The organism is Anaerocolumna sp., from assembly GCF_032079385.1.
In the GTDB taxonomy this organism is placed as follows: Bacteria; Bacillota; Clostridia; order Lachnospirales; family Lachnospiraceae; genus Anaerocolumna.
The window spans coordinates 184,507-205,479 of record NZ_DAMAUC010000005.1 but is presented as its reverse complement, the minus strand read 5'-3'; the positions used below and the strand labels follow the sequence as shown (position 1 = coordinate 205,479).

The following is a 20,973-nucleotide window of genomic DNA, read 5'->3' as shown; positions in this document are numbered from 1 at the left end:
TCAATACAAGGTTACAGGTCGTACTTTATATGTTTCCACCTCAGAAACCTTTAATATTATCGGGCTTAATCCATTATATAAAAGCATTGAGTATACGTTGGATTTATGCCTTTATTCTTAAATTACTTTTTTTCAAAATTTAATATTGCGCCATCCTGATCTATTGACAATACATCACCGTCTTTAGTGAAGACCATGGTTTCGCCACCCTCGTCAATGGTTACTTCATCCCCATCTACTTTGAAGGTACCTTCTGAAGTTTCGCTATTGGCAGTAACAGTAACTTTACCATTTGTTTTAAATTCGATAACAAAATCAGCTATTCCAATGTCTTCAGCATTTATTTTTATACCTAAAGATTCTGCACTTGCCAAAGCCCATGAAGTATTATCAATAGCTGTTTTTTGCTTACTGCTGCAGCCAGCTAATAGCATACTGCATAATAAAATTATAGATAATACAGATAAAACACTTTTCTTCATCATTTCTCTCCCTTATTGTTAATAATTTGACACTAATCCATTTTATATTATTTACCATATATTTCTATAGGTATTATTTCCTATATATATTGTAACGGATATAAAATTTGTCTCAGTACAATTCTTGATTTGAAAGACAAAGTATTGTAGATAAAGGCTTAATTATTGACAAAGTAAATATAATAATGTAACATTATGATATAATAAATTACAAAACATTTAAGGGGCAAATATAATGTCTAAACGAAAAAATGAGTTTTCTCTGACGCAAAAGGAAATGGATGTAATGGAAATACTTTGGCAAAGTAACAAACCATTAGTTGCATCAGAGATAACAAAGATTAATGAGTCACTAAACATCAATACCGTACAGGCGGTTATTAGAAAATTATTAGACAAAAAAATTATAAAAGTATCTGATATCGTATATAGCGGAACTGTTTTGACTCGAAGCTACTTGCCGGTTTTATCCAAAAACGAGTTGATGACCCAGCAGTTACTCAGTCAATTTCAAAAAGACGGTGATAAAGTTACAATTCCTAATTTAGTTACCACATTGCTAAAACATGAAAAAAATGAAAAAGAAGTTATTGAACAACTAGAAATCTTACTTAAAGAAAGAAAAAAATCCCTAAACCAAGAGGAAAAATAGTATGGTTGTATCAAGCTCTTCCTTGATTACAATACTGCTTATTTGTAATTTATCAATCATAGCAGTATGGTTTCTTTTAAATAGTCATAAAAGAATATTACAAATCAGCATAAGTGTATTGCTGATGGGGATTCTGTTACTGCTTTTGCGGTTACTTATCCCATTTGAGTTTTCTTTCCAATACACAATATTTGAAAAATATTTACTGCCTAATATATATCAGTTCTTTTATATTCCGGTTATTGAATCCCATAGTATTTATGTGTACCACATATTTTTATTGATTTGGATTTGTGGAATTGCTTTATTTGGATTTAAAACAGTATCTACTTACATTAAATTCAAAAAATCACTTGAAAAAGAGCCGCATATTGATGAAGAAGCCATAAAGGATTTGATTAAAGAAGTGGAGCTTCTATATGGAAAATCTACTGATTTTACTGTAATTAGGACAAGCTCCGTTTCTGTACCATTGCTTTTTGGGGTATTTAAGCCAAAGATTATATTACCTCAAATTGATTTATCTGATAAAGAATTATACTACATAATTAGACATGAGGTTACACACTATCACCATTATGATTTATGGATAAAGCTGTTTGTTGAGCTAACCAGTATTATTTATTGGTGGAATCCTTTGGTATATATTTTAAAGCAGCAAATTGATAAGATTCTTGAAATTCGGGTAGATACAGCGGTTACAAAGCATATGAGCAAAGCTGAAAGAATCAATTATTTGGAATGCCTTTTGACAATTGCAAAAGGAAGTGCACCCTCACGGATTAACAGCTTTTCGCTAGCTTTTGACAGCAGAACTGCTTCTGTCCTTTCACAAAGATTTTATATTGTCTTAGACAATAATTTTGATCAAAAATTCGGAGCTAAAAGCTCAATACTATTTATAGCCCTTATGCTTATTTTAACGTTAATATCGTTTGTTGTAATAGAACCATATTCAATAGCTCGGATGGATCAGCAGCAAACAGTAGAATTAACTACTGAAAGTGCCTATTTGTTAGTAAATCCGAATGGTGGATATGATATTTTTTTAAATCATGAGTATTTTGGTACGGTTTCAGAGGTAAAAGATTCTTATTCTGATTTACGTATATACAAAAATGCGAAGGAGGCACTTTTTTATGAAAGTCAAAAGTAAAAGAATAATTTTATCATTAGCTATCTTGATAGTGACTTTGTCAGCTTTCCCTATTGATGTGTCAGCTCAAACCAGTAAACAACAACTTTCACCGATCACTATAAATGTTCAGGAAAATAGTGAACTGAGAGACGCATATCCAAATGCTCATGCTATTGGCTGGCGGTATAAATCTGAAAATGGGAAAGTATATAGGCGCCAATATAATTACTCAAGGCAGAAATGGATTGGTGAATGGGAGTTGTGTTAAAAGAACAATTTAAGACTTAAAATAGGTAAGCACTCTTTGGTCTCAATGGAATGAAGCCAAAGAGTGCTTTTTCATTTTAATTCAATCAAAAAATCAGAAAAATATCTGAGCATCCCTCATTTCTCTTTTTTATTAATTTTTGTTATTTTACACATAAATTTCTATTATTTTACACATTTGCTTGACAAATTAAAAAATATATGTTTAGATTTAATTGTATTATAATTATTAATACAGTATTTATAATAATGTATAGGTATTTAATTAATAGCATTGATATTTTAATAATGCAAGGGGGGATTCCAATGTTTTGGTAAGTTATAATTTATTATGGTTTCACTTTTTGTGCTAAACAACATCAATTAATTATTGAAAGTGAGGACTTTTATGTTTAAAAAAATATTATCATTATCTTTCGCAGCATTAATGGTTATGGCAATAAACACAACTGCCTTTGCTGCACCGCCTCAGCATAATCATGAACATATTTCAGTTGGTGATGTCATACATACTGAAACTGGTAATGATGTGGTTATCAAGATAAACGAAGATCAATCATTTTATACTGCGCCTTTAAGAAACTCTTTATTAAGGGCCGCCGACACCTGCTCTCATAATCAATTAGAGGCGTACGGATCTAAGACCTCTACAACTTCGAGCTACAATAAGTCAGATTCTACATATTGCTATAAGACTAGAACTTTACAGAATGCACGTTGTGTGCAATGTAAGAAAACCGGTTTTAAAATCTATGGTTCATGGACAGACGTTAAGCACTCTTATCCTTTATTCGGCAGTACATGTAAAAAATGTGGCTATAAAAAATAGCAAAAGTATTCTTTTAAAAGAATAGTAAACCATATAGCTATCAATAGGGGTTTGCTACCTATGTTCAAACATCAGGTGGCAGACCCTTAAAAATTATTTATTCCCCATGTATATCGCAGGCCAGCCTGCGATAATGCCCAAATAGAAATTTGTATCTACACATCAAGAGGCACATATTATGGAAATGTAGTGGAAAATTCACTTTTTAAATATTGCTTTGGAGTTACACCCTTATATTTTTTAAATGTTTTAATAAAATAGCTGATATCGTTATAGCCACAATTAAGAGCTACTTCAATAATTGTCGTATTGGTAGTGGATAATTGTTCACAGGCTCTTTCTATTCTATAATAATTAACATAATCGATAGGAGTACGAAAGGACATCTCCCGAAAGAAGCGGCAAAAATACTTGGGATTCATACCTGCAATTTTGGCTAAATCTTCAAGGGTTATATGTTCTGTGTAATGATCTTCAATATAGCTAAGTACTTTTTTAAAATGTAGCACATGCTGTAAAGAGGTATGTGCTACATTAATGTTTTCGCTATATAAATGTTCTTGCAACAAAAAGCCAAGAAACTGATAGAGATACCCCTTAATCAGGAATTCGTATCCTGGTTTCTTCTCTGTCATAGCGAGAAATAAATTTGAAACTGTGTCATGTATAGCTTTAGATTCACGAGGCAGGTGCTGTAAGAATATAATTTCGTGCTGTAGTATTTTTTTGGTTTGCTTAATACCGATAGAGTTTCCTTTCAAAAATAGATTCATATTGAAAACAAGGCATTCATAAATACAATGGTCAGGAATACCTCCATGTAAAATGCCGTCATGTAAGAAAAGGATATCTCCTTTTGTCAGGATATATGCCTGACTTCCTATGGTTAGATGAAAGTTACCTTCTAAAATCCGAATAATTTCATATTCCGGATGCCAATGATAGGGCATCTGATACCTTGGGTGACTAGGTTCAATATGATAAATAGCCATTGGAAAATCTATTGTTCCCTGCTGACGATGTTCTCTGTAATCAAAATACTTCATAAAATATCTCCTTAACAATAAAAGTGAATATTGTTATATTTTTAGTCCATTATAACACAAGATTTATATAAAGTACATTTTATAATAATAAGTATAGAGCTTAAACTCAATGCATAAAGCTTAAATTTTATGGATGAGAAATCATCTATAAGAATAAGGAGGATTCAATATGGCAAATAACAGATTAATTGGTGATTACCCTGTAATAGGCATTCGTCCTACTATTGACGGAAGAAGAGGGTATATTAATGTACGTGGAACATTAGAAGAACAGACAATGAATATGGCAAAGTCTGTTTCTAAATTGTTTGAAGAGAATTTAAGATATACCAATGGAGAACCGGTAAAGGTTGTAATTGCAGATACAACCATTGGCCGTGTGGCAGAAGCTGCAGCTTGTGCAGATAAATTTAGGAAAGCAGGCGTTGATATTACACTTACCGTAACTCCCTGCTGGTGTTATGGTGCGGAAACTATGGATATGGATCCTATGACAATAAAAGGTGTGTGGGGCTTTAACGGAACAGAAAGGCCGGGAGCGGTATACCTGGCATCTGTTTTAGCAACCCACGCACAAAAAGGTCTTCCTGCTTTTGGTATCTATGGACATGATGTACAAGATGCACAGGATACTTCTATTCCAGATGACATAAGGGAAAAATTATTACGTTTTGGCAGAGCTGCAGTTGCAGCAGCAACTATGAGAGGAAAATCTTATCTTCAAATAGGCTCTATTTGTATGGGAATAGGCGGTTCCATCATCGATCCTGATTTTATTGAAAAATATCTTGGAATGAGGGTAGAATCTGTAGATGAAGTAGAAATTATCAGAAGAATGTCAGAAGGCATCTACGATAAAGAAGAATATAAAAAGGCACTGGAATGGACAAAAGCAAATTGCAAGGAAGGTTTTGATAAAAACCCTCTGGAAGCTCAAAAAAGCCCGGAGCAAAAAGAGAAGGATTGGGAATTTGTTGTTAAAATGATGTGTATTATTAAGGATTTAATCAATGGAAATCCGAATTTGCCAAAAGGCTTTGAGGAAGAAATGTCCGGACATAATGCAATCGCAGCAGGCTTCCAAGGTCAAAGACAGTGGACTGATTTTTATCCAAACTGTGACTTCGCTGAGGCTCTTTTAAATACTTCCTTTGACTGGAACGGAGCAAGAGAACCTTATATTTTAGCAACAGAAAATGATGTATTAAACGGCATTGGAATGTTATTTATGAAACTGTTAACAAACCGTGCTCAAATATTTGCAGATGTTCGTACCTATTGGAGCCCGGAGGCAGTAAAAAAGGCTGCGGGATATGAACTAGAGGGTGTTGCCAAAGCTGCCGGCGGTTTTATTCATTTAATTAATTCCGGTGCTGCATGTTTAGATGCATGTGGAGAAGTAAAAGATGAAGATGGAAATGCAGTGATTAAGCCCTGGTATGAGATTACTGAGGTAGATCAAAAGGCTATTTTAGAGGCTACTACCTGGAATGCTGCAGATAACGGATACTTTAGAGGAGGCGGCTATTCCTCCAGATTTGAAACAAAAGCAGAAATGCCGGTAACTATGATTCGCCTGAACCTAATTCATGGATTAGGACCTGCACTTCAGATTGCAGAAGGCTATACTGTAAAACTGCCAGAGAATGTTTCTGACATACTTTGGAAGAGAACAGATTATACCTGGCCAAGTACCTGGTTTGCTCCAAGAACAACTGGTGAAGGTGCATTTAAGAGTGCCTATGATGTGATGAATAACTGGGGAGCTAATCACGGAGCAATTTCTTACGGACATATTGGAGCAGATTTAATTACTTTGTGTTCCATGCTTCGAATTCCGGTAAGTATGCATAATGTACCGGAAGATAGGATTTTCCGTCCAGCTTCCTGGAATGCTTTTGGAATGGATAAAGAAGGTCAGGATTATAGAGCGTGTACAGCTTATGGTCCGCTATACAAATAGGAGAGTGATTATATGAATATGAATGAAATCAAAGAACAAATTTGCGATGTTTGTTCTAAACTTTGGCAGCTTGGATGGGTTGCAGCAAATGATGGAAATGTAACCGTTAAATTAGAGGATGGCAGTTTCTTAGCAACACCTACCGGAATAAGCAAAAGCTTTATAACTTCTGATAAACTTGTTCACATTGATAAGGAAGGAAATCTTTTAGAGGAAAGCCAATACAGACCCTCCTCAGAGATTAAGATGCATATGCGCTGCTATGCGGAAAGAGAAGATGTAGGAGCCGTTGTACACGCTCATCCTCCGGTTGCAACAGGGTATGCAGTGGCCAATAAGGCATTGGATGAATACTCCATGATAGAGACAGTAATTGCCTTAGGTTCCATACCGGTTACTCCTTTTGGAACGCCATCTACCTATGAAGTACCGGAAGCGATTGCTCCTTACCTTGGAAGCCATGATGTAGTTTTACTTCAAAATCATGGAGCCCTTGCGGTTGGTGCAGACTTAATAACTGCATACTATAGAATGGAAACCTTGGAGTTATTCGCAAAAATCAGTCTGAATGCCCATTTATTAGGTGGTGCGCAAGAAATATCCAGAGAAAATATTGATAGATTAATTTCAATGCGTAAAAGTTATAAGGTAACGGGAAAACATCCTGGTTATAAAAAATATCCAAAGGGCAGTGAATAAACTTTTCCACGACAAGTGGGAAAAATGAAGAAGCTGCAAAATTTTATGCAATTATTACAAAAGGTGAATCTGTCCTATATGTAAATATAATTTTACAAAAAGGCGCAGTCACTATTTAACCTTATCAGGGAAGTACCTGCTTCTGTAACGACGCTAAGGACTTGCCTGTTTCAGTAGGAGAAGCGCCTGCTGAAATGCTACGTAGTAGCAGTGAGGATATGAGCAAATAACATAAGCGGATAGATCTGTTGTAGGCAAAATTGTCTGTGAGTAAAACTTGCGATGGAGAAAACTTACTCACAGCAAAATTTGTCTATAGCAAAAACTTATCTATGGAAAAACTTGTCTACGGTAAAAACCTGCCTTCGGCAAGTGGGAATATCCGCTTTAACTGGACAGGAGGAGTTACAATGGAAAAGTATTATCTGGCAATTGACATTGGAGCTTCCAGTGGCAGGCATATATTGGGAAGTATCAAAGAAGGTCAGATGCATTTAGAGGAGATATATCGTTTTAATAACAGTATGCAAAAAATGAATGGAAGGCTTTGTTGGGATACAAGGCAGATTTTTCAGCATATTTTAACTGGTATGAAACGCTGCAGAGAATTGGGGAAAATACCTATAAGCGTTGGTATTGATACCTGGGGTGTGGATTTTGTACTGGTTGATGGTGGCGGTCATATTCTTGGAGAGGCAGTGGGATACCGGGATAAAAGAACGAATGACATGGATGTAGTGGTGAATAAGTACATTTCAATGGATGAATTATATAGAAGAACTGGTATTCCAAAACAAATGTATAATACAATATATCAATTGATGGCAGTGAAAGAGACTAATCCCAAGTATCTGGAAGAGGCAGAAGCCATGCTAATGACCCCGAATTACTATAATTTCCTGCTTACCGGCATAATGAAACAAGAATATACCATAGCAACAACCAGCCAATTAGTTCAGGTTGAAACAAAGGATTGGGATTATGATTTAATAGACCGCCTTGGATATCCCCGCCGTATTTTTAAGACAATAGAGAAGCCGGGAGCTTTTGTTGGTAATTTAACACCAAAGGTACAAGACATGATTGGATATGACTGCCGGGTAGTTATGGCAGCTTCCCATGATACAGCATCAGCTGTTATGGCTGTACCAAGTACAAAGGAGGATACGCTTTATATTAGCTCCGGAACCTGGTCCCTTATGGGAATTGAATTAACCGAGCCAAACAATTCCATAGAAAGTAATAGAGCAGGATTTTCCAATGAAGGTGGCTATGATGACCGCTATAGGTACTTGAAAAATATTATGGGATTGTGGATGATTCAGTCTGTAAAAAAAGAAATAGGAGACCAGTACTCCTATGAAGAAATATGCAGTATGGCTGAGAAAGAAGATATCGTTTCTTTAGTGGACTGTAATGATAGTTCTTTTATGTCTCCCGACAGCATGGTAGAAGCTGTAAAGGCTTTTTGCAAGGGTACCAACCAGCAGGTACCTGAAACCCTGGGCGAGATTGCAGCAGTTATTTACAACAGTCTTGCCAAATGTTATGGGGATACCCTAAGAGAAATAGAAGCATTAACAGGAAAGCACTACGATACGATCCATATTATTGGAGGAGGCTCGAATGCGGACTACTTAAACATGCTTACAGGAAAGTATACCGGCTGTAAGGTGTTAGCAGGGCCTGGGGAAGCCACAGCCATAGGTAATCTTATGGCACAAATGATACATAGTCATGAAATAACTTCTTTAGCGGAAGGAAGGCGGCTTGTAAAAACCTCAATTCTTTCCAGTGGAGAATTTCAGGATTAATTAGCAAATAGATGAGCACTATATGAATTAGTAGGAGAGAAAGCAGGAGACAGGAGGTGAACATCACATGGGTCAGAGCCTGGGAAAGAGTGAAATTGATTACATACCTCTTCTTTACGGAGTTGATAACCTGTGATATATTTAATATATGAGAAAAAGAAGAATAGTATTTATAATCGTATGCTTTGTAATAGCAATCTTATTAGGTGAGAATCCAAAAACTGTTTCTGCTGCAAATGTATCGTTTACTTTTTTCTATAACAATTCCTGTGCCTCCTGTAAAGAAGATGAAGATATTTACCGGCTCTTTAACCGGTGCTTTTCCGTTGAGGAAAAGGAACAAATGAATTATGAAATTCTTGTTTATAATGTATTTCAGCAAGCAGGCAAAGAAGTTTATGAAAAATATTGCAAGGACTATCAGAGAGAAACCACCGAGAACGAGTTTCCGATTCTAGCTGTAAATGGGCAGTGGATTACGGGATATGAAGAGATTGAGCAGTATTTGAAAAATGATTTTAAGGAAGAACAAGAACAATCAACAGCTGAATATGATAATGAAGAAAAACATAATTCTACATCCCAGCAGAAAAGCCAGTTAGAAAGTAGTACAGACACTTCGGTTCTGGAACAATTAACTCAAAATTCCAGAGACAAGAATATTAAAAATAGTGATAAATATTTATTGCTTTTTACAACCTATTCTTGTGAGGAATGCGAAAAGGTTAAGGAATATTTGGGAGAAATTGATTCTTCTGTTACCATAGAAGAATATAATATAGGCGCAGAAAATGCGGTTGAGATATTGCAAACCCTGTATGCCTGTTATGGGGTGGAGGATAGAAGACAACATGTACCAACCGTTTTTATAGGAAATCAGGTTCTAACCGGACAAGAAGAAATAATTACAGCTTTAAGCCTGGAAGACGCATTTTCAAAGGCGACCTATGGAACATTTCTGGAATCCGTAAATCAAAAGGCAGGAAACGAAACTGTTAGTAAGATAAATTATTTGACCTTATTTGGATCCGGGCTGCTTGCAGGGTTTAATCCTTGCGGTATATCCATGCTTCTGATGCTATTATCTATTTTATTAACTGCACAATCGGGAGTGCTGAGAAATGGTATTTTATATATCGTTGCAAAGTTAATTACTTATTTTGGTATTGGGGTAGGTACCTATTTTGCAGTATCTGCTGTTTTTTCGGACGAATTGAAAAGTATTACCAGGATTTTTACAATGGTAGTTGCAGGGATAGTTTTGATACTTGCAGTCCTGAATTTTGTGGACTTTAGAAATGTAAGACGAAAACAGTATGGCAAAATTCATATGCAGCTTCCGGTTACATTGCGAACCTTTAACCATCATATGATTAAGAAAATGGGGAATGTATCTGAAAAATTCGTGCCATTACTAGCTTTTGGGCTTGGAATTGTAATTTCTTTCGGAGAATTTTTTTGCACCGGTCAAATTTATATGGCATCTATATTATATATGCTTCGGACACATTCCAAGAGTATGCTACAGATATTAAGTATGTTTTTGGTATATGTAGGAGCAATGATGCTGCCAACCATAGTAGTGTTACTGGTTATTTATAAGACCAGAACAACCAATGCTGTTTCGGAGTTTATGCTCCGTCGTATGGATTTTATAAAACTGTTTAATGCAATTTTATTTTTCACGTTTTTTATTTATTTGTTGGCTAGTCTGAGATAATAACCTGATCAATATTTTCAAAAGGACATAAAGCCAGAAGAAGTTGGCAGCATTCACTTTGTTCAGTTTCTTTTAATTTAATGAATAATTCTTCAGTGATACGCAGCCGTACTGCGGTGCGGTGAATGTCGCAGGGTTCCGGGTCATTAAAGAAACGAATGCTTTTTTCTATAATAACGGAGTCCTTTATGGGAATATCTTTCAGTAAACCTTCGTAAATGCATGTGTTATTATAAAAGAGCCGAATACTAGGGAGTGGGGATGCTGACTTATGATTAAAGAACATATGATAACTCCTTATTCCTTATTATTTAACCTTATCAGGAAAGCGGACTTGCCTGTTTCAGTAGGAGTTCAAAGGCCTGCTGAAATGCCGCGTAGTGGCAATGAGGTTAGAGCCGTAGCGTATGCGGATAAACTTACCTGTATGCAAAACTTGCCTGTATGCAAGTGGAATATCCGTTTTGACCAAGATATAATCATATAATACTATAAATTTTGTAGAAAGACAACGATTTTTCATGGAGAGGAGCAAGTGTGAAAATAGAATGAAAATAAAGAATCATAGTAAAATAAGTACTGATAAAATGAATCCAAATAAAATGGCAATAAAACTTCTGTTGTATTATTTGATGATCCTTTTGTTTCCAACAATTTTCACTACGATTATTTACTTTACGGCGCGGGAAGCTTTGCTAGACGTGCAAAAAGAAAAAACCTATCGAAACCTTACAGATACGGTAAGCGATTTTGACAGAGAAATCGAAGGAATACGAAATATTGCGATTTATTTAAGCAAAAACACTAAAATAATAGAGCTGTCAACCAATGAAGAACAAAAAAATATTAGTTATTATAGTATGTATAAAGTCGCAGATGAATTTTCCGTATATGCATTGACTAACTCAATGGTTGAAGATATTTGTGTATGGTATGTAAATAAAGATTATATTATGAGCATTCCCAGAGTTATTCCAAAGACAGAACGGGGAATTTCAACAATATCCTCTTTTCAGGGGAACTCGTGGGAAGAATTGGAAAAGGAATTTTGCGAAAAATATCACTATATTCAAATGGAGTGCGTGGAAGCAAAAGAGGATACAGATCAGCCGCAGCTTAGAATTGTACAATCCCTATCTTCAATTAATAAAGGAGTTTATAATGGAGCAGTTGTAATTTCATTGAATAATAAAGTAGTTACTAATTTTCTGAAAAAAATTAGTAATGACAATAATAGCAGTGTGTTTTTAATTGATGAAGATGGTAAGATTATTCAGAGTTTTCTAAAGAATGGATATAGGACAAGTGAAAACCAAGAAGCTTCAGGGATAGATGATACCCAAGTAGGCCAGAACCATAAAAACGCAGTTACTTACCGGGTAGAATCCAAATTTTATTCCTGGTCTTTTGTTGTAGTTACCCCGAAATCGGATTTGACGAATAAAATCGGATTTGCCAAATACTTTATGGTGTTTTTATATATTATGTCTATTTTAGCTGGGGTACTTATTTGTATCTATTATTGGTACCACAACAAAAAGATGGTAAATCAATATCTCCGATGTTCAGAAAATCTGGCCGTTAAGAATAAAGTACCAAGTAGGAGTAAAGCAGAGAATAAGAATCAAGGATTTTGGACGAGCTTAGGGAAATTTTTGGAGCAGGTAGAAAATCTTCAGGTTACTTTGGATAAACAGCAGGAAATTGTACATAAAGAATGTATCAGAAAAATACTACTGGGTAAATACAGAAACATTCAGGAATTCGAGGACGAGGTGGGAGATGAAGCTGAAAGATTTAAGCAGTTTTCAGGATTTTACGTTGTGGTTGTGAGAGTTGAGACACAGCTATCCGGTGATTTCCTTATCTCAAACCAGGAATTACAAGAGAAAGTACAGGACTTTTTTGCATCGGAACTGACGATACCACATTGGATCTATCCCATTGAGCATTATACCTATGCAATGATATTGGCGGATAATCAGAACCGGAATATATTTAGTATCAAAGAAGAGCTGGGTAAATCGAATTTGTACAATAACAGTGTTGGCGGAAGCTTCATAGGAATCAGTCAGCGGGTTGATAATATAATGGAGTTGTCAGCAGCCTATGAAGAAGCCTTGGGAATCTGTAAAAGCGCAAGCTTTTTCCAAATCCATGTACCGTTGATTAGAGAAGTAGCAGTAGAAGAAATCCAGGGAGAAATAATGTCTTTGGAAAATGAGTACCAATTAGAGCAGACCCTTCTTCATGGTTCGGAGAATGATTTAGAGTCTATTTTACTCCAGATTCGTGAATTAAATACAGAACAGGTGCAGCATCAATACTGGTTGACCCATATGATAAAGATGCTTCAGTGTATATTGGTCCGTTGTTTAAAAAAAGAAAAGGATGATTTTAGCAATCAACTCATTGTAAAGGTACAGAAGACAGAATGGCCGGATGAAATATTTGCACTTTTACGTACAGCGAAACGGCATCAGGTGAAAGTAGCGGAAGAAATAAAGGATAAACAACATGTAGAAATAAAGCTGGAACTGGAAAGATTAATCGGAGAGCAGTATCCAAATGTAAACTTTAATCTGGCGATGCTGGCTGAAAATATGAATACATCTGAACAGCGGCTTTATAAAGAATTTAAATTATACTTTGGAGTTACCTTTAGTGATTACCTGGAAAACTTACGAATACAAAAAGCAGGTGAGCTATTAGAAGAAGGAATAGCGGTAAAAGAAGTAGCTGTTCAGGTTGGGTATGGAAGTGACTATTCATTTAGACGAGCATTTAAACGATGTACCGGTATGACACCGAGTACTTACATCAAAATAAAGTAAAGGAAAATAGACATGCGTAAAAAAACGTATGTCTATTTTTATGGCAAAATGACTAAAAATAATTGGAAATTGCACATAAATACAGTGAAACAACAAAAAATGTATGGCTTGAAAAAATTGTACGTTGTACAAAACGTATAAAAATGGTATAAAAAATGTGTAGCAATTATTAAAAGTGTTCAACACAGAATTGGTTACTGCAGGAACCTGTTCAAAAAAGCATTATTTACATTTATTAATAAAAAAAGGAGAGGGCTATGAAAAGAAAATTGAAACAATTGATTGCATTAACACTAAGTGCTGTAATGGTATTAGGATTGACAGCATGTGGAAAAAGTAATGACAGTGTATCTTCAACAAATAAGAAGGTAGCTTTAACAGAGCCAGGAACATATCCAATCGTAGCAGATGGAGAAAAATTAACTTTAACATGTTTTACCATGACAATGCCAAATGTTGAGGACCTTGAGACTAATGATTTCACTAAATATTTGGAAGAGAAGACCGGTATACATATTGAATTTGAAACAGGGACCAGGGATGACTGGGAAGATAAATTAAATATGTCCTTACAGTCAGGGGATTACCCGGATATCATTTTGGGCGTAAGTCCTAACTTAGCAAAGTATGGTGTGAAAGAAGGAATCTTAATTAAATTAGACGATTTAATTAACGAAGAAAATACACCAAACTATTACAACATGTTCAAAAATCAGTTAGATTTAAGCCGTGAATCGGATGGAAATATCTACTCTTTATTATCTACCAACGATTGCTATCATTGTTCCTATGGCAGGAAAATGTGGATTAATACTAAGTATTTAGAGGATATGGGATGCAAAATGCCAGAGACAACAGAGGAATTCTATGAGGTATGTAAGAAATTCCTTGAATACAAACCCAATGGAATCGCAATTGGTGGCACTGCTCCCGGTGCAGGCTGGTTTTCCACTTTCCAGGATTGGCTGATGGGTTCCTTCTTACTTTGCCCAAGTAAATCTTACACTTTAAATGTGTATGATATGACTGCAGTAAATAGAGACGGAAAGATCGTATCTGCAGCAACAGATAACAGGTACAAAGATTTCCTTGCCTATTGTAATTCTTTATACAAACTTGGTGCAATCTATGACGGTAACTTTACGCAGACAGGGGAACAGCTAAAGACAATTATTAATCAGGATGATGCTCCAGTATTATGTTTCCCGGAAGGAACAATTTCAGATTATATTGATTCCGCAGGGAATCCAGACCTTTACAAACAGTATGCAACACTGGCACCATTAGAAGGACCGGAGGGTACAAGACTTTCTTCTTACTTTAAATATGCATCAATTGGAAGCGGAAGCTTCTGTATCACAGATAAATGTAAAAACCCAGAAGCAGCATTACGTTGGGTAGACTTCTTCTACTCAGCAACTGGCGACCTTAGTTCCCAGTATGGTGCAGATGAGGGAGTTGACTGGGTGTTAAATCCAGAAGGTGAAGTTGGATTAAATGGGAAACCAGCATTATACAAAGTATTAAATGCATACTCTGCCGAAACACAGAATCATGACTGGCAGGATATTGGTATCCGTGTTGCTCCGGCTGATTACAGATTGGGCCAGGCAGTTACTCCAAACATTGATCCTTATGCACCAGATGGACTGGAAAAACTTTTATTTGAATCAAGTAAGAATGATTATGAACCATATGCACAAAATGAGGCAAATTCCGATTTAGATATGATTCCAGAGTTAAAAATGACAGATGAAGAATCGACCAATGTATCTACTGTTGCGGTAGAAGTTGAAAAAATCATTATTGAATCTTCCGTTGCATTTATTACAGGAGCAAAAGATATAAATACGGAGTGGGATAGCTTTATAAACGCTTTAGATAAAGCTGGATTACAAACATTATTAGATACTTATCAGACAGCTTATGACAGAATGATGAAAAATTAGGAATAAGAGATGAGCTGCTGCCTTCGTGCAGCAGCTTAATCTGAAAGGAGAAAAGACTTGAAAAATAAGACGAAAAAACGTAAACGAGCTTTGGGAAGATCCAACTGGCAATTTTGGCTCATTATTAGTATTCCCTTGTTATATGCGATTGTTTTTGCTTATATTCCAATGGGCGGAATTATAATGGCGTTTAAGGATTATAGCATTAAGAGAGGATTTTTAGGGAGTGACTGGGTTGGATTAAAATATTTCAAACAATTTTTATCGTCTACCTCCAGTATTAAAGTTATTAAAAACACACTGATACTGGGTGTATATTCTCTGGTTGTAAATTTCCCATTTCCAATTATTCTGGCGATTATGTTAAATGAAATCAGAAGTGTGAAGTTTAAGAAAACCGTACAGATGGTCACTTATGCACCATACTTTATTTCTATCGTTGTTATGGTGGGAATGATGATGCAGATGATGGATCTGCGTACTGGTATCTTCAATCTTATTTTGCAAAAAATTGGCCTGAATCCAATTAACTTCTTTGGAAATGTGGGATCCTTCAGGCATCTGTATGTATGGAGCGGATTGTGGCAAACTATGGGATACTCTTCCATTATCTATATTGCAGCCCTTGCCGGCGTAAGCCCGGAACTAAAAGAGGCAGCAATGATGGATGGCGCAAATCGTATGCAGAAAATCTGGCATGTAGATTTACCAGGTATCTTACCTACTATTATTATTATGTTGATTTTTAGCTGCGGTAATATTGTAAATATCGGATTAGATAAGGTGTATTTGATGCAGAACAGTTTGAATGCAGAGGTATCAGAGGTAATTTCTACTTTCGTCTATAAAGTAGGAGTTGTAAATGCAGATTTTGGATTTTCAACTGCAGCAGGTCTGTTTCAGTCCGTAGTAAGTTTTACTTTATTGGTGGCAGTGAATAAGATTAGCAAAAAGGTAACGGATACTAGTTTGTGGTAAAGGAGGAGAAACGTGAATAAGAAATTTAAAAATCAAAGCATGAAAGATAAAATCTTTATCATTATTGTTTATGTACTTCTGTCTATGCTATTTGTCATTGTTGCTTATCCTCTGATCTACATAGTCAGTGCATCTTTTTCAGATCCCCAAGCTGTTATTAGTGGAAAAGTTGTATTATGGCCGGTATCACCAACACTTAGAGGTTATGCAGCAGTGTTTAAAAATCATAAAATTGTTACAGGATTTATAAACTCCATTTTATATATGGCTATTGGTACCCTTGTGAATATTGTCATGACTATTTTATGTGCATATCCACTGTCCAGAAAAGAGTTTACAGCGAGAAATAAACTTGCAGCAATCTTTGTATTCACCATGTATTTTAGTGGTGGATTAGTACCTACTTATATTTTGGTAAATAAATTGGGACTGATAAACTCTCCGCTGGCAATGATTATTCCAAGTGCAATGTCTACGTATAATATGATTATCTGCCGTACTTATATACAAAATTCTATTCCCGATGAATTATATGAAGCAGCTCAGTTAGATGGCTGTACACCGTGGAAGTACTTAAAGAAAGTAGTAGTTCCATTATGCAAACCAATCATCGCAGTACTGGTTCTGTATTATGGAGTTGCAAAATGGAATAGTTACTTTGATGCAATGCTGTATTTAAAGAAAACTTCCTTACAACCATTAACCATTGTTATGCGTGAAATTCTGATACAAAACAAGATAGATTATACTATGATCAGTGACGCGAAGGTAGCGTCGGAGATGCAGGGGCTGATGCAATTGCTTAAATATTCCACAATCGTGGTAGCATCTGTACCAGTGCTTATTATTTATCCCTTTGTACAGAAATATTTTGTAAAAGGTGTTATGATTGGAGCAGTGAAAGGTTAATAAGGATGAAAAAAGGTGTTATGATTGAGAAGTGAAAGGTTAATAAGAATGAATAAGAGAGTTATAATTGGAGAAGTGAAAGATTGATAAGGATGAAAAATGTGTTGATTGGAGAAGTGAAAGGTTAATAAGAATGAATAAAGGCGTTATAATTGGAGCAATGAAAGATTAATAAGGATGAAAAAAGGTGTTGATTGGAGCAGAAAGGTTAATAAGGATGAATAAAAGAATATTAGAATGTTGCATTGATTCGGTTGAATCAGCACTTTATGCTCAAAAAGGAAAAGCAGACAGATTAGAGCTCTGCGGAAATCTTGTAATTGGCGGTACCACCCCAGGTCAATCTTTATTTGAAGAGGTGAGGAAGCATACAGATATAAAAATTCATGTGTTAATCAGACCAAGGTTTGGAGATTTTTGCTATTCCGATTATGAAATTGATATGATTCGCAGGGATATCTGCCTTTTCTCAGAGCTGGGAGCAGATGGAGTTGTAATTGGAGCGTTGAATCCGGATGGAACACTTAATTATCCGGCCATGAGTATGTTTATGAAAGAGGCAGCGGGAATGTCAGTGACGTTACATCGGGCATTTGATATGTGTAAAGATCCTATGGATACCCTGGAGGCTGCAATAGCACTGAACATGAATAGCATTCTTACTTCAGGCCAGGAAAATGACTGTATGAAGGGGGCTTCTATGCTGCAGAAATTAATACAGCAGGCAGCCGGAAGAATTGATATTATAGCTGGCGGCGGTGTCAATGCAGAAGTGATTAAAAAATTGTATCCGATTACCGGTTGTATAAGCTATCATATGTCAGGCAAGAGTGTATTACCAAGTAAAATGCAATATCGTAATCCAAATGTGAATATGGGTTTGCCGTCCCTTAGCGAATATGAGATATATCAAACAGATGAAAATAAAATCTGTGCAGCAAGACAGGCTTTGGACAGCATAAAATAAATTACGGAAAAAGAGGATAAGTTATGTTTTCGGAAGAAATCAGAATGAAAATGGAACAACCATTTCAGCAGCAAATGCTTTATCTTGGAGATTCGGCAAATGAAGTTTATAGGTATATGAAAGAATGTGACAGGGATGTAGCAGATGCAATTAAATGGCTTTATGCTACTATGCCTGTTAGTGATGCCGTAGATTATCCATTTTCTCTTATATTAGAATATGCCAAACATGGTGTGTTTTTATATTATCATGGACCATTTGCAAAAAAAGTTCCTTTCGAACTTTTCTTGAATTATGTTTTACATCATCGGGTAAATAATGAAGATTTGGTGGCATGCAGAAAGTTTTTCTATGAATTGCTTTGTAAAGAAATTGTAAATTGTAATATGACAGAAGCTGCTAAGATAATAAATTATTGGTGTGCACAGGAAGTGACTTATCAGGCAAGTGACAGTCGGACCATATCCGCAATTACCGCATATCGCAGTGGATTTGGCAGATGTGGAGAAGAATCTACATTTGCAGTTTCTGTTTTCCGGAGTTTGGGAATTCCGGCAAGGCAGGTATATGTGCCACTGTGGTCACATTGCGATGATAATCATGCATGGGTGGAGGTCTGGTGTGATGGAGCATGGCACTATCTGGGAGCTTGTGAACCGGAGGAAGTTCTGGATAAAGGTTGGTTTACCAATGCGGCATCCAGGGCAATGATGATTCATTCCAGATGGTTTGGACTAACCAGGCCTCAGGATGAAATCGTAGGGAAAAAGGGAATTTCCACTATCCTAAACCATCTGCCTCTATATGCAAGAGAAAAAGAAATTACCATAAAAGTAGAAAATGAGAATAAGCAGCCATGTGCCGGCGTAACAGTTTACTTTGATGTGCTGAATTATTCGGAATTTGGGAATATTGCCACTACAACAACGGATCAATCGGGAGAGACCAGGATTGTGACTGGACTGGGAAGTATCCATATATTTGCCCAGAGTGGGAATCTATATGCAGATTACCTAATGAATACCAAGGAAGAGGAAGAATGTATATTAACATTAAAACCAATCCATACAAAATTGAATGGGTGGAAAGAAATGGAGTTCATTGCTCCCAAAGACGATGTGCCTTCGCCTATTGTTTTGACAAAAGAAGAAAAACGCAGAAATGAGCAAAAACTAAATGAAGCTACCCAAAAGCGGCTTCATAAAGTTTCCCAATTCTATAAAATAGAAGAAGCCAAAGAATTAGCTGCTGATTATGGCGGTTATGAAGAAGAAGTGCTGTTATTACTGAAAAAGGCTTTTGGTAATTTTTCAGAAATAAAAGACTTTCTTGAACGGATAAAAGAACAGGAATACAATCAAATTCTGGGTATTCGGCTTTTGCTGAGTTTAAACGATAAGGACTATCTTGATGTAAAAGCGGATATGCTCCTAAATCATCTAAAATCTATGGATGGTTATGAAAACTTATATCCGGAAGAAATGTTTATTCCTTATATTCTTTGCCCACGGATACAATTTGAACCCTTAACAGACGATGCAGAATTTTTGAATCATTATCTGCAGGATAAGAAAGAAATCTGGCAGGCAGATCCGAAAGCAGTATGGGAATTTATTAATGAACAGATTATCTCCATACCTGAAAAAGAATATGGACAGCTCATTACTTCTGCATCAGCTTGCTTAAGGTCCGGGATTGGAAGCAGGTTATCAAAAGAAATCCTATGTATCCGTATACTGCGTTATTTAGGCATACCGGCACGGATGAATCCAATAGATGGGACTATGGAATATTATGCCGATAATGAATTTGTTCCCTTGGAGAGTAAGAAAATAAAGGCAAGAACTTCCGTTACGTTCAAAGGCGATAACAATACCAGGTGGAAGTATGGGCAAAATTGGAGCATTGGAAAATGGAGAGAAAATGGTTTTCAAACGCTGCAATTATATGATGATATTACCACTGAAAAACTAGGCCAATTGGAGCTGGAAGAGGGAATTTATCGTGTAATTACGTCTAATAGACTGCCTAACGGAAATATTTTTGCTAAGGAATATTGCTTTGAAGTAAAAGACCATTGCTTTGAGGCAAAAGATCAATGCCATGAAGTAAAAGATCATTGCTTTGAGGCAAAAGATCAATGTCTTGAATTAAAAAACCATCCAGATATAAGTATTGAATTATCCATGAAGCATGCCAAGCTTTCACAAATGCTGGAAGAAATTAAACTTCCGGATTTTGAATTGCTATGGAACAAGCAGGAGGTATCGGCAAGAGAACTTGCAGGTTCTTCAAAAGTTCTGTTTCTATGGCTGGAGGTGAATCGGGAACCAACGGAACATATCTTAAATGAATTATATGAGGTATCAGATCAAATCAATAAGTTGGGAACAAAGATTTATTTTGTCTTAAAGAGAGAAGAAGATTTGAAGGATGTTACTTTTGCCAGAACGAATAAAGTACTGGAAAACACGGAAATTCTTTATGATCCATCAGAAACCAATGCGCAGACGCTGGCAAGACGAATGTATGTAGATCCAGATAAGCTGCCATTAATTATAGTTGTAAAAAATGATTTTGTAGGAACATATGCAACAAGCGGATATAATGTTGGAACAGCAGATATGCTGATGCGTGTATTAAACGCGGAATAGGAAGGTTGAAAGAATTTCATTCTTTCAACCGGAGATTTGTGCTACGCACAAAGTCTCCAGACTTTGAAAGGA

General features: G+C 36.0%; 17 protein-coding genes. 15 read left to right on the top strand and 2 right to left on the bottom strand.

Annotated features, from left to right (window positions below; all coding sequences use genetic code 11):
- Positions 1-122: 122 nt before the first annotated feature.
- Positions 123-482: a hypothetical protein gene (locus RT261_RS06530; protein ID WP_313130885.1), complete on the bottom strand. Its 360-nt coding sequence runs from the start codon at positions 480-482 to the stop codon at positions 123-125.
- A gap of 235 nt (positions 483-717) precedes the next feature.
- Here RT261_RS06530 and RT261_RS06525 point away from each other — a divergent pair, with 235 nt between their 5' ends.
- The 4 genes from RT261_RS06525 to RT261_RS06510 all read left to right on the top strand — a co-directional run bounded on the left by RT261_RS06525 (position 718) and on the right by RT261_RS06510 (position 3,368).
- Positions 718-1,134, top strand: coding sequence for a BlaI/MecI/CopY family transcriptional regulator (locus tag RT261_RS06525; protein ID WP_313130883.1), 417 nt, complete (start codon positions 718-720; stop codon positions 1,132-1,134).
- 1 nt (position 1,135) lies between these two features.
- Complete coding sequence (locus RT261_RS06520) at positions 1,136-2,290, top strand: M56 family metallopeptidase (RefSeq protein ID WP_313130880.1); 1,155 nt, start codon at positions 1,136-1,138, stop codon at positions 2,288-2,290.
- The gene (locus RT261_RS06515; protein ID WP_313130878.1) at positions 2,274-2,540 is read left to right on the top strand and encodes a hypothetical protein; all 267 of its coding nucleotides are present in this window, start codon (positions 2,274-2,276) and stop codon (positions 2,538-2,540) included. Before RT261_RS06520 ends, RT261_RS06515 begins: the two co-directional genes overlap by 17 nt.
- Before the next feature lie 432 nt (positions 2,541-2,972).
- Positions 2,973-3,368, top strand: a complete 396-nt coding sequence (locus RT261_RS06510) for a hypothetical protein (RefSeq protein ID WP_313130875.1) — start codon at positions 2,973-2,975, stop codon at positions 3,366-3,368.
- Positions 3,369-3,544: 176 nt separating this feature from the next.
- Here RT261_RS06510 and RT261_RS06505 read toward each other — a convergent pair whose 3' ends face one another.
- Entirely contained in the window at positions 3,545-4,414 is an 870-nt protein-coding gene (locus RT261_RS06505; RefSeq protein ID WP_313130873.1) for a helix-turn-helix transcriptional regulator, read from the bottom strand.
- Positions 4,415-4,583: 169 nt separating this feature from the next.
- Here RT261_RS06505 and RT261_RS06500 point away from each other — a divergent pair, with 169 nt between their 5' ends.
- The 11 genes from RT261_RS06500 to RT261_RS06450 all read left to right on the top strand — a co-directional run bounded on the left by RT261_RS06500 (position 4,584) and on the right by RT261_RS06450 (position 20,901).
- Complete coding sequence (locus RT261_RS06500) at positions 4,584-6,377, top strand: L-fucose isomerase (RefSeq protein WP_313130870.1); 1,794 nt, start codon at positions 4,584-4,586, stop codon at positions 6,375-6,377.
- Between the two features lie 12 nt (positions 6,378-6,389).
- Positions 6,390-7,076, top strand: a complete 687-nt coding sequence (locus RT261_RS06495) for a class II aldolase/adducin family protein (RefSeq protein WP_313130868.1) — start codon at positions 6,390-6,392, stop codon at positions 7,074-7,076.
- A gap of 410 nt (positions 7,077-7,486) precedes the next feature.
- Positions 7,487-8,890 (top strand): rhamnulokinase, encoded by a 1,404-nt coding sequence (locus RT261_RS06490; protein ID WP_313130866.1) that lies wholly within the window; start codon positions 7,487-7,489, stop codon positions 8,888-8,890.
- A gap of 148 nt (positions 8,891-9,038) precedes the next feature.
- Positions 9,039-10,610, top strand: a complete 1,572-nt coding sequence (locus tag RT261_RS06485; RefSeq protein ID WP_313130864.1) for a glutaredoxin domain-containing protein — start codon at positions 9,039-9,041, stop codon at positions 10,608-10,610.
- Between the two features lie 271 nt (positions 10,611-10,881).
- Complete coding sequence (locus RT261_RS06480) at positions 10,882-11,097, top strand: hypothetical protein (RefSeq protein WP_313130863.1); 216 nt, start codon at positions 10,882-10,884, stop codon at positions 11,095-11,097.
- 61 nt (positions 11,098-11,158) lie between these two features.
- A complete protein-coding gene (locus RT261_RS06475; RefSeq protein ID WP_313130861.1) occupies positions 11,159-13,444 on the top strand; it encodes an AraC family transcriptional regulator in 2,286 nt (761 codons plus the stop codon).
- Between the two features lie 257 nt (positions 13,445-13,701).
- Entirely contained in the window at positions 13,702-15,393 is a 1,692-nt protein-coding gene (locus RT261_RS06470) for an extracellular solute-binding protein (RefSeq protein WP_313130859.1), read from the top strand.
- Between the two features lie 57 nt (positions 15,394-15,450).
- A complete protein-coding gene (locus RT261_RS06465; RefSeq protein WP_313130858.1) occupies positions 15,451-16,371 on the top strand; it encodes an ABC transporter permease in 921 nt (306 codons plus the stop codon).
- Between the two features lie 12 nt (positions 16,372-16,383).
- On the top strand, positions 16,384-17,280 hold the full coding sequence (locus RT261_RS06460) for a carbohydrate ABC transporter permease (protein WP_313130855.1): 897 nt from the start codon (positions 16,384-16,386) through the stop codon (positions 17,278-17,280).
- Between the two features lie 217 nt (positions 17,281-17,497).
- Positions 17,498-18,247, top strand: coding sequence for a copper homeostasis protein CutC (locus tag RT261_RS06455; RefSeq protein WP_313130852.1), 750 nt, complete (start codon positions 17,498-17,500; stop codon positions 18,245-18,247).
- Positions 18,248-18,270: 23 nt separating this feature from the next.
- A complete protein-coding gene (locus tag RT261_RS06450; protein ID WP_313130848.1) occupies positions 18,271-20,901 on the top strand; it encodes a transglutaminase-like domain-containing protein in 2,631 nt (876 codons plus the stop codon).
- The last annotated feature ends 72 nt before the right edge of the window (positions 20,902-20,973 follow it).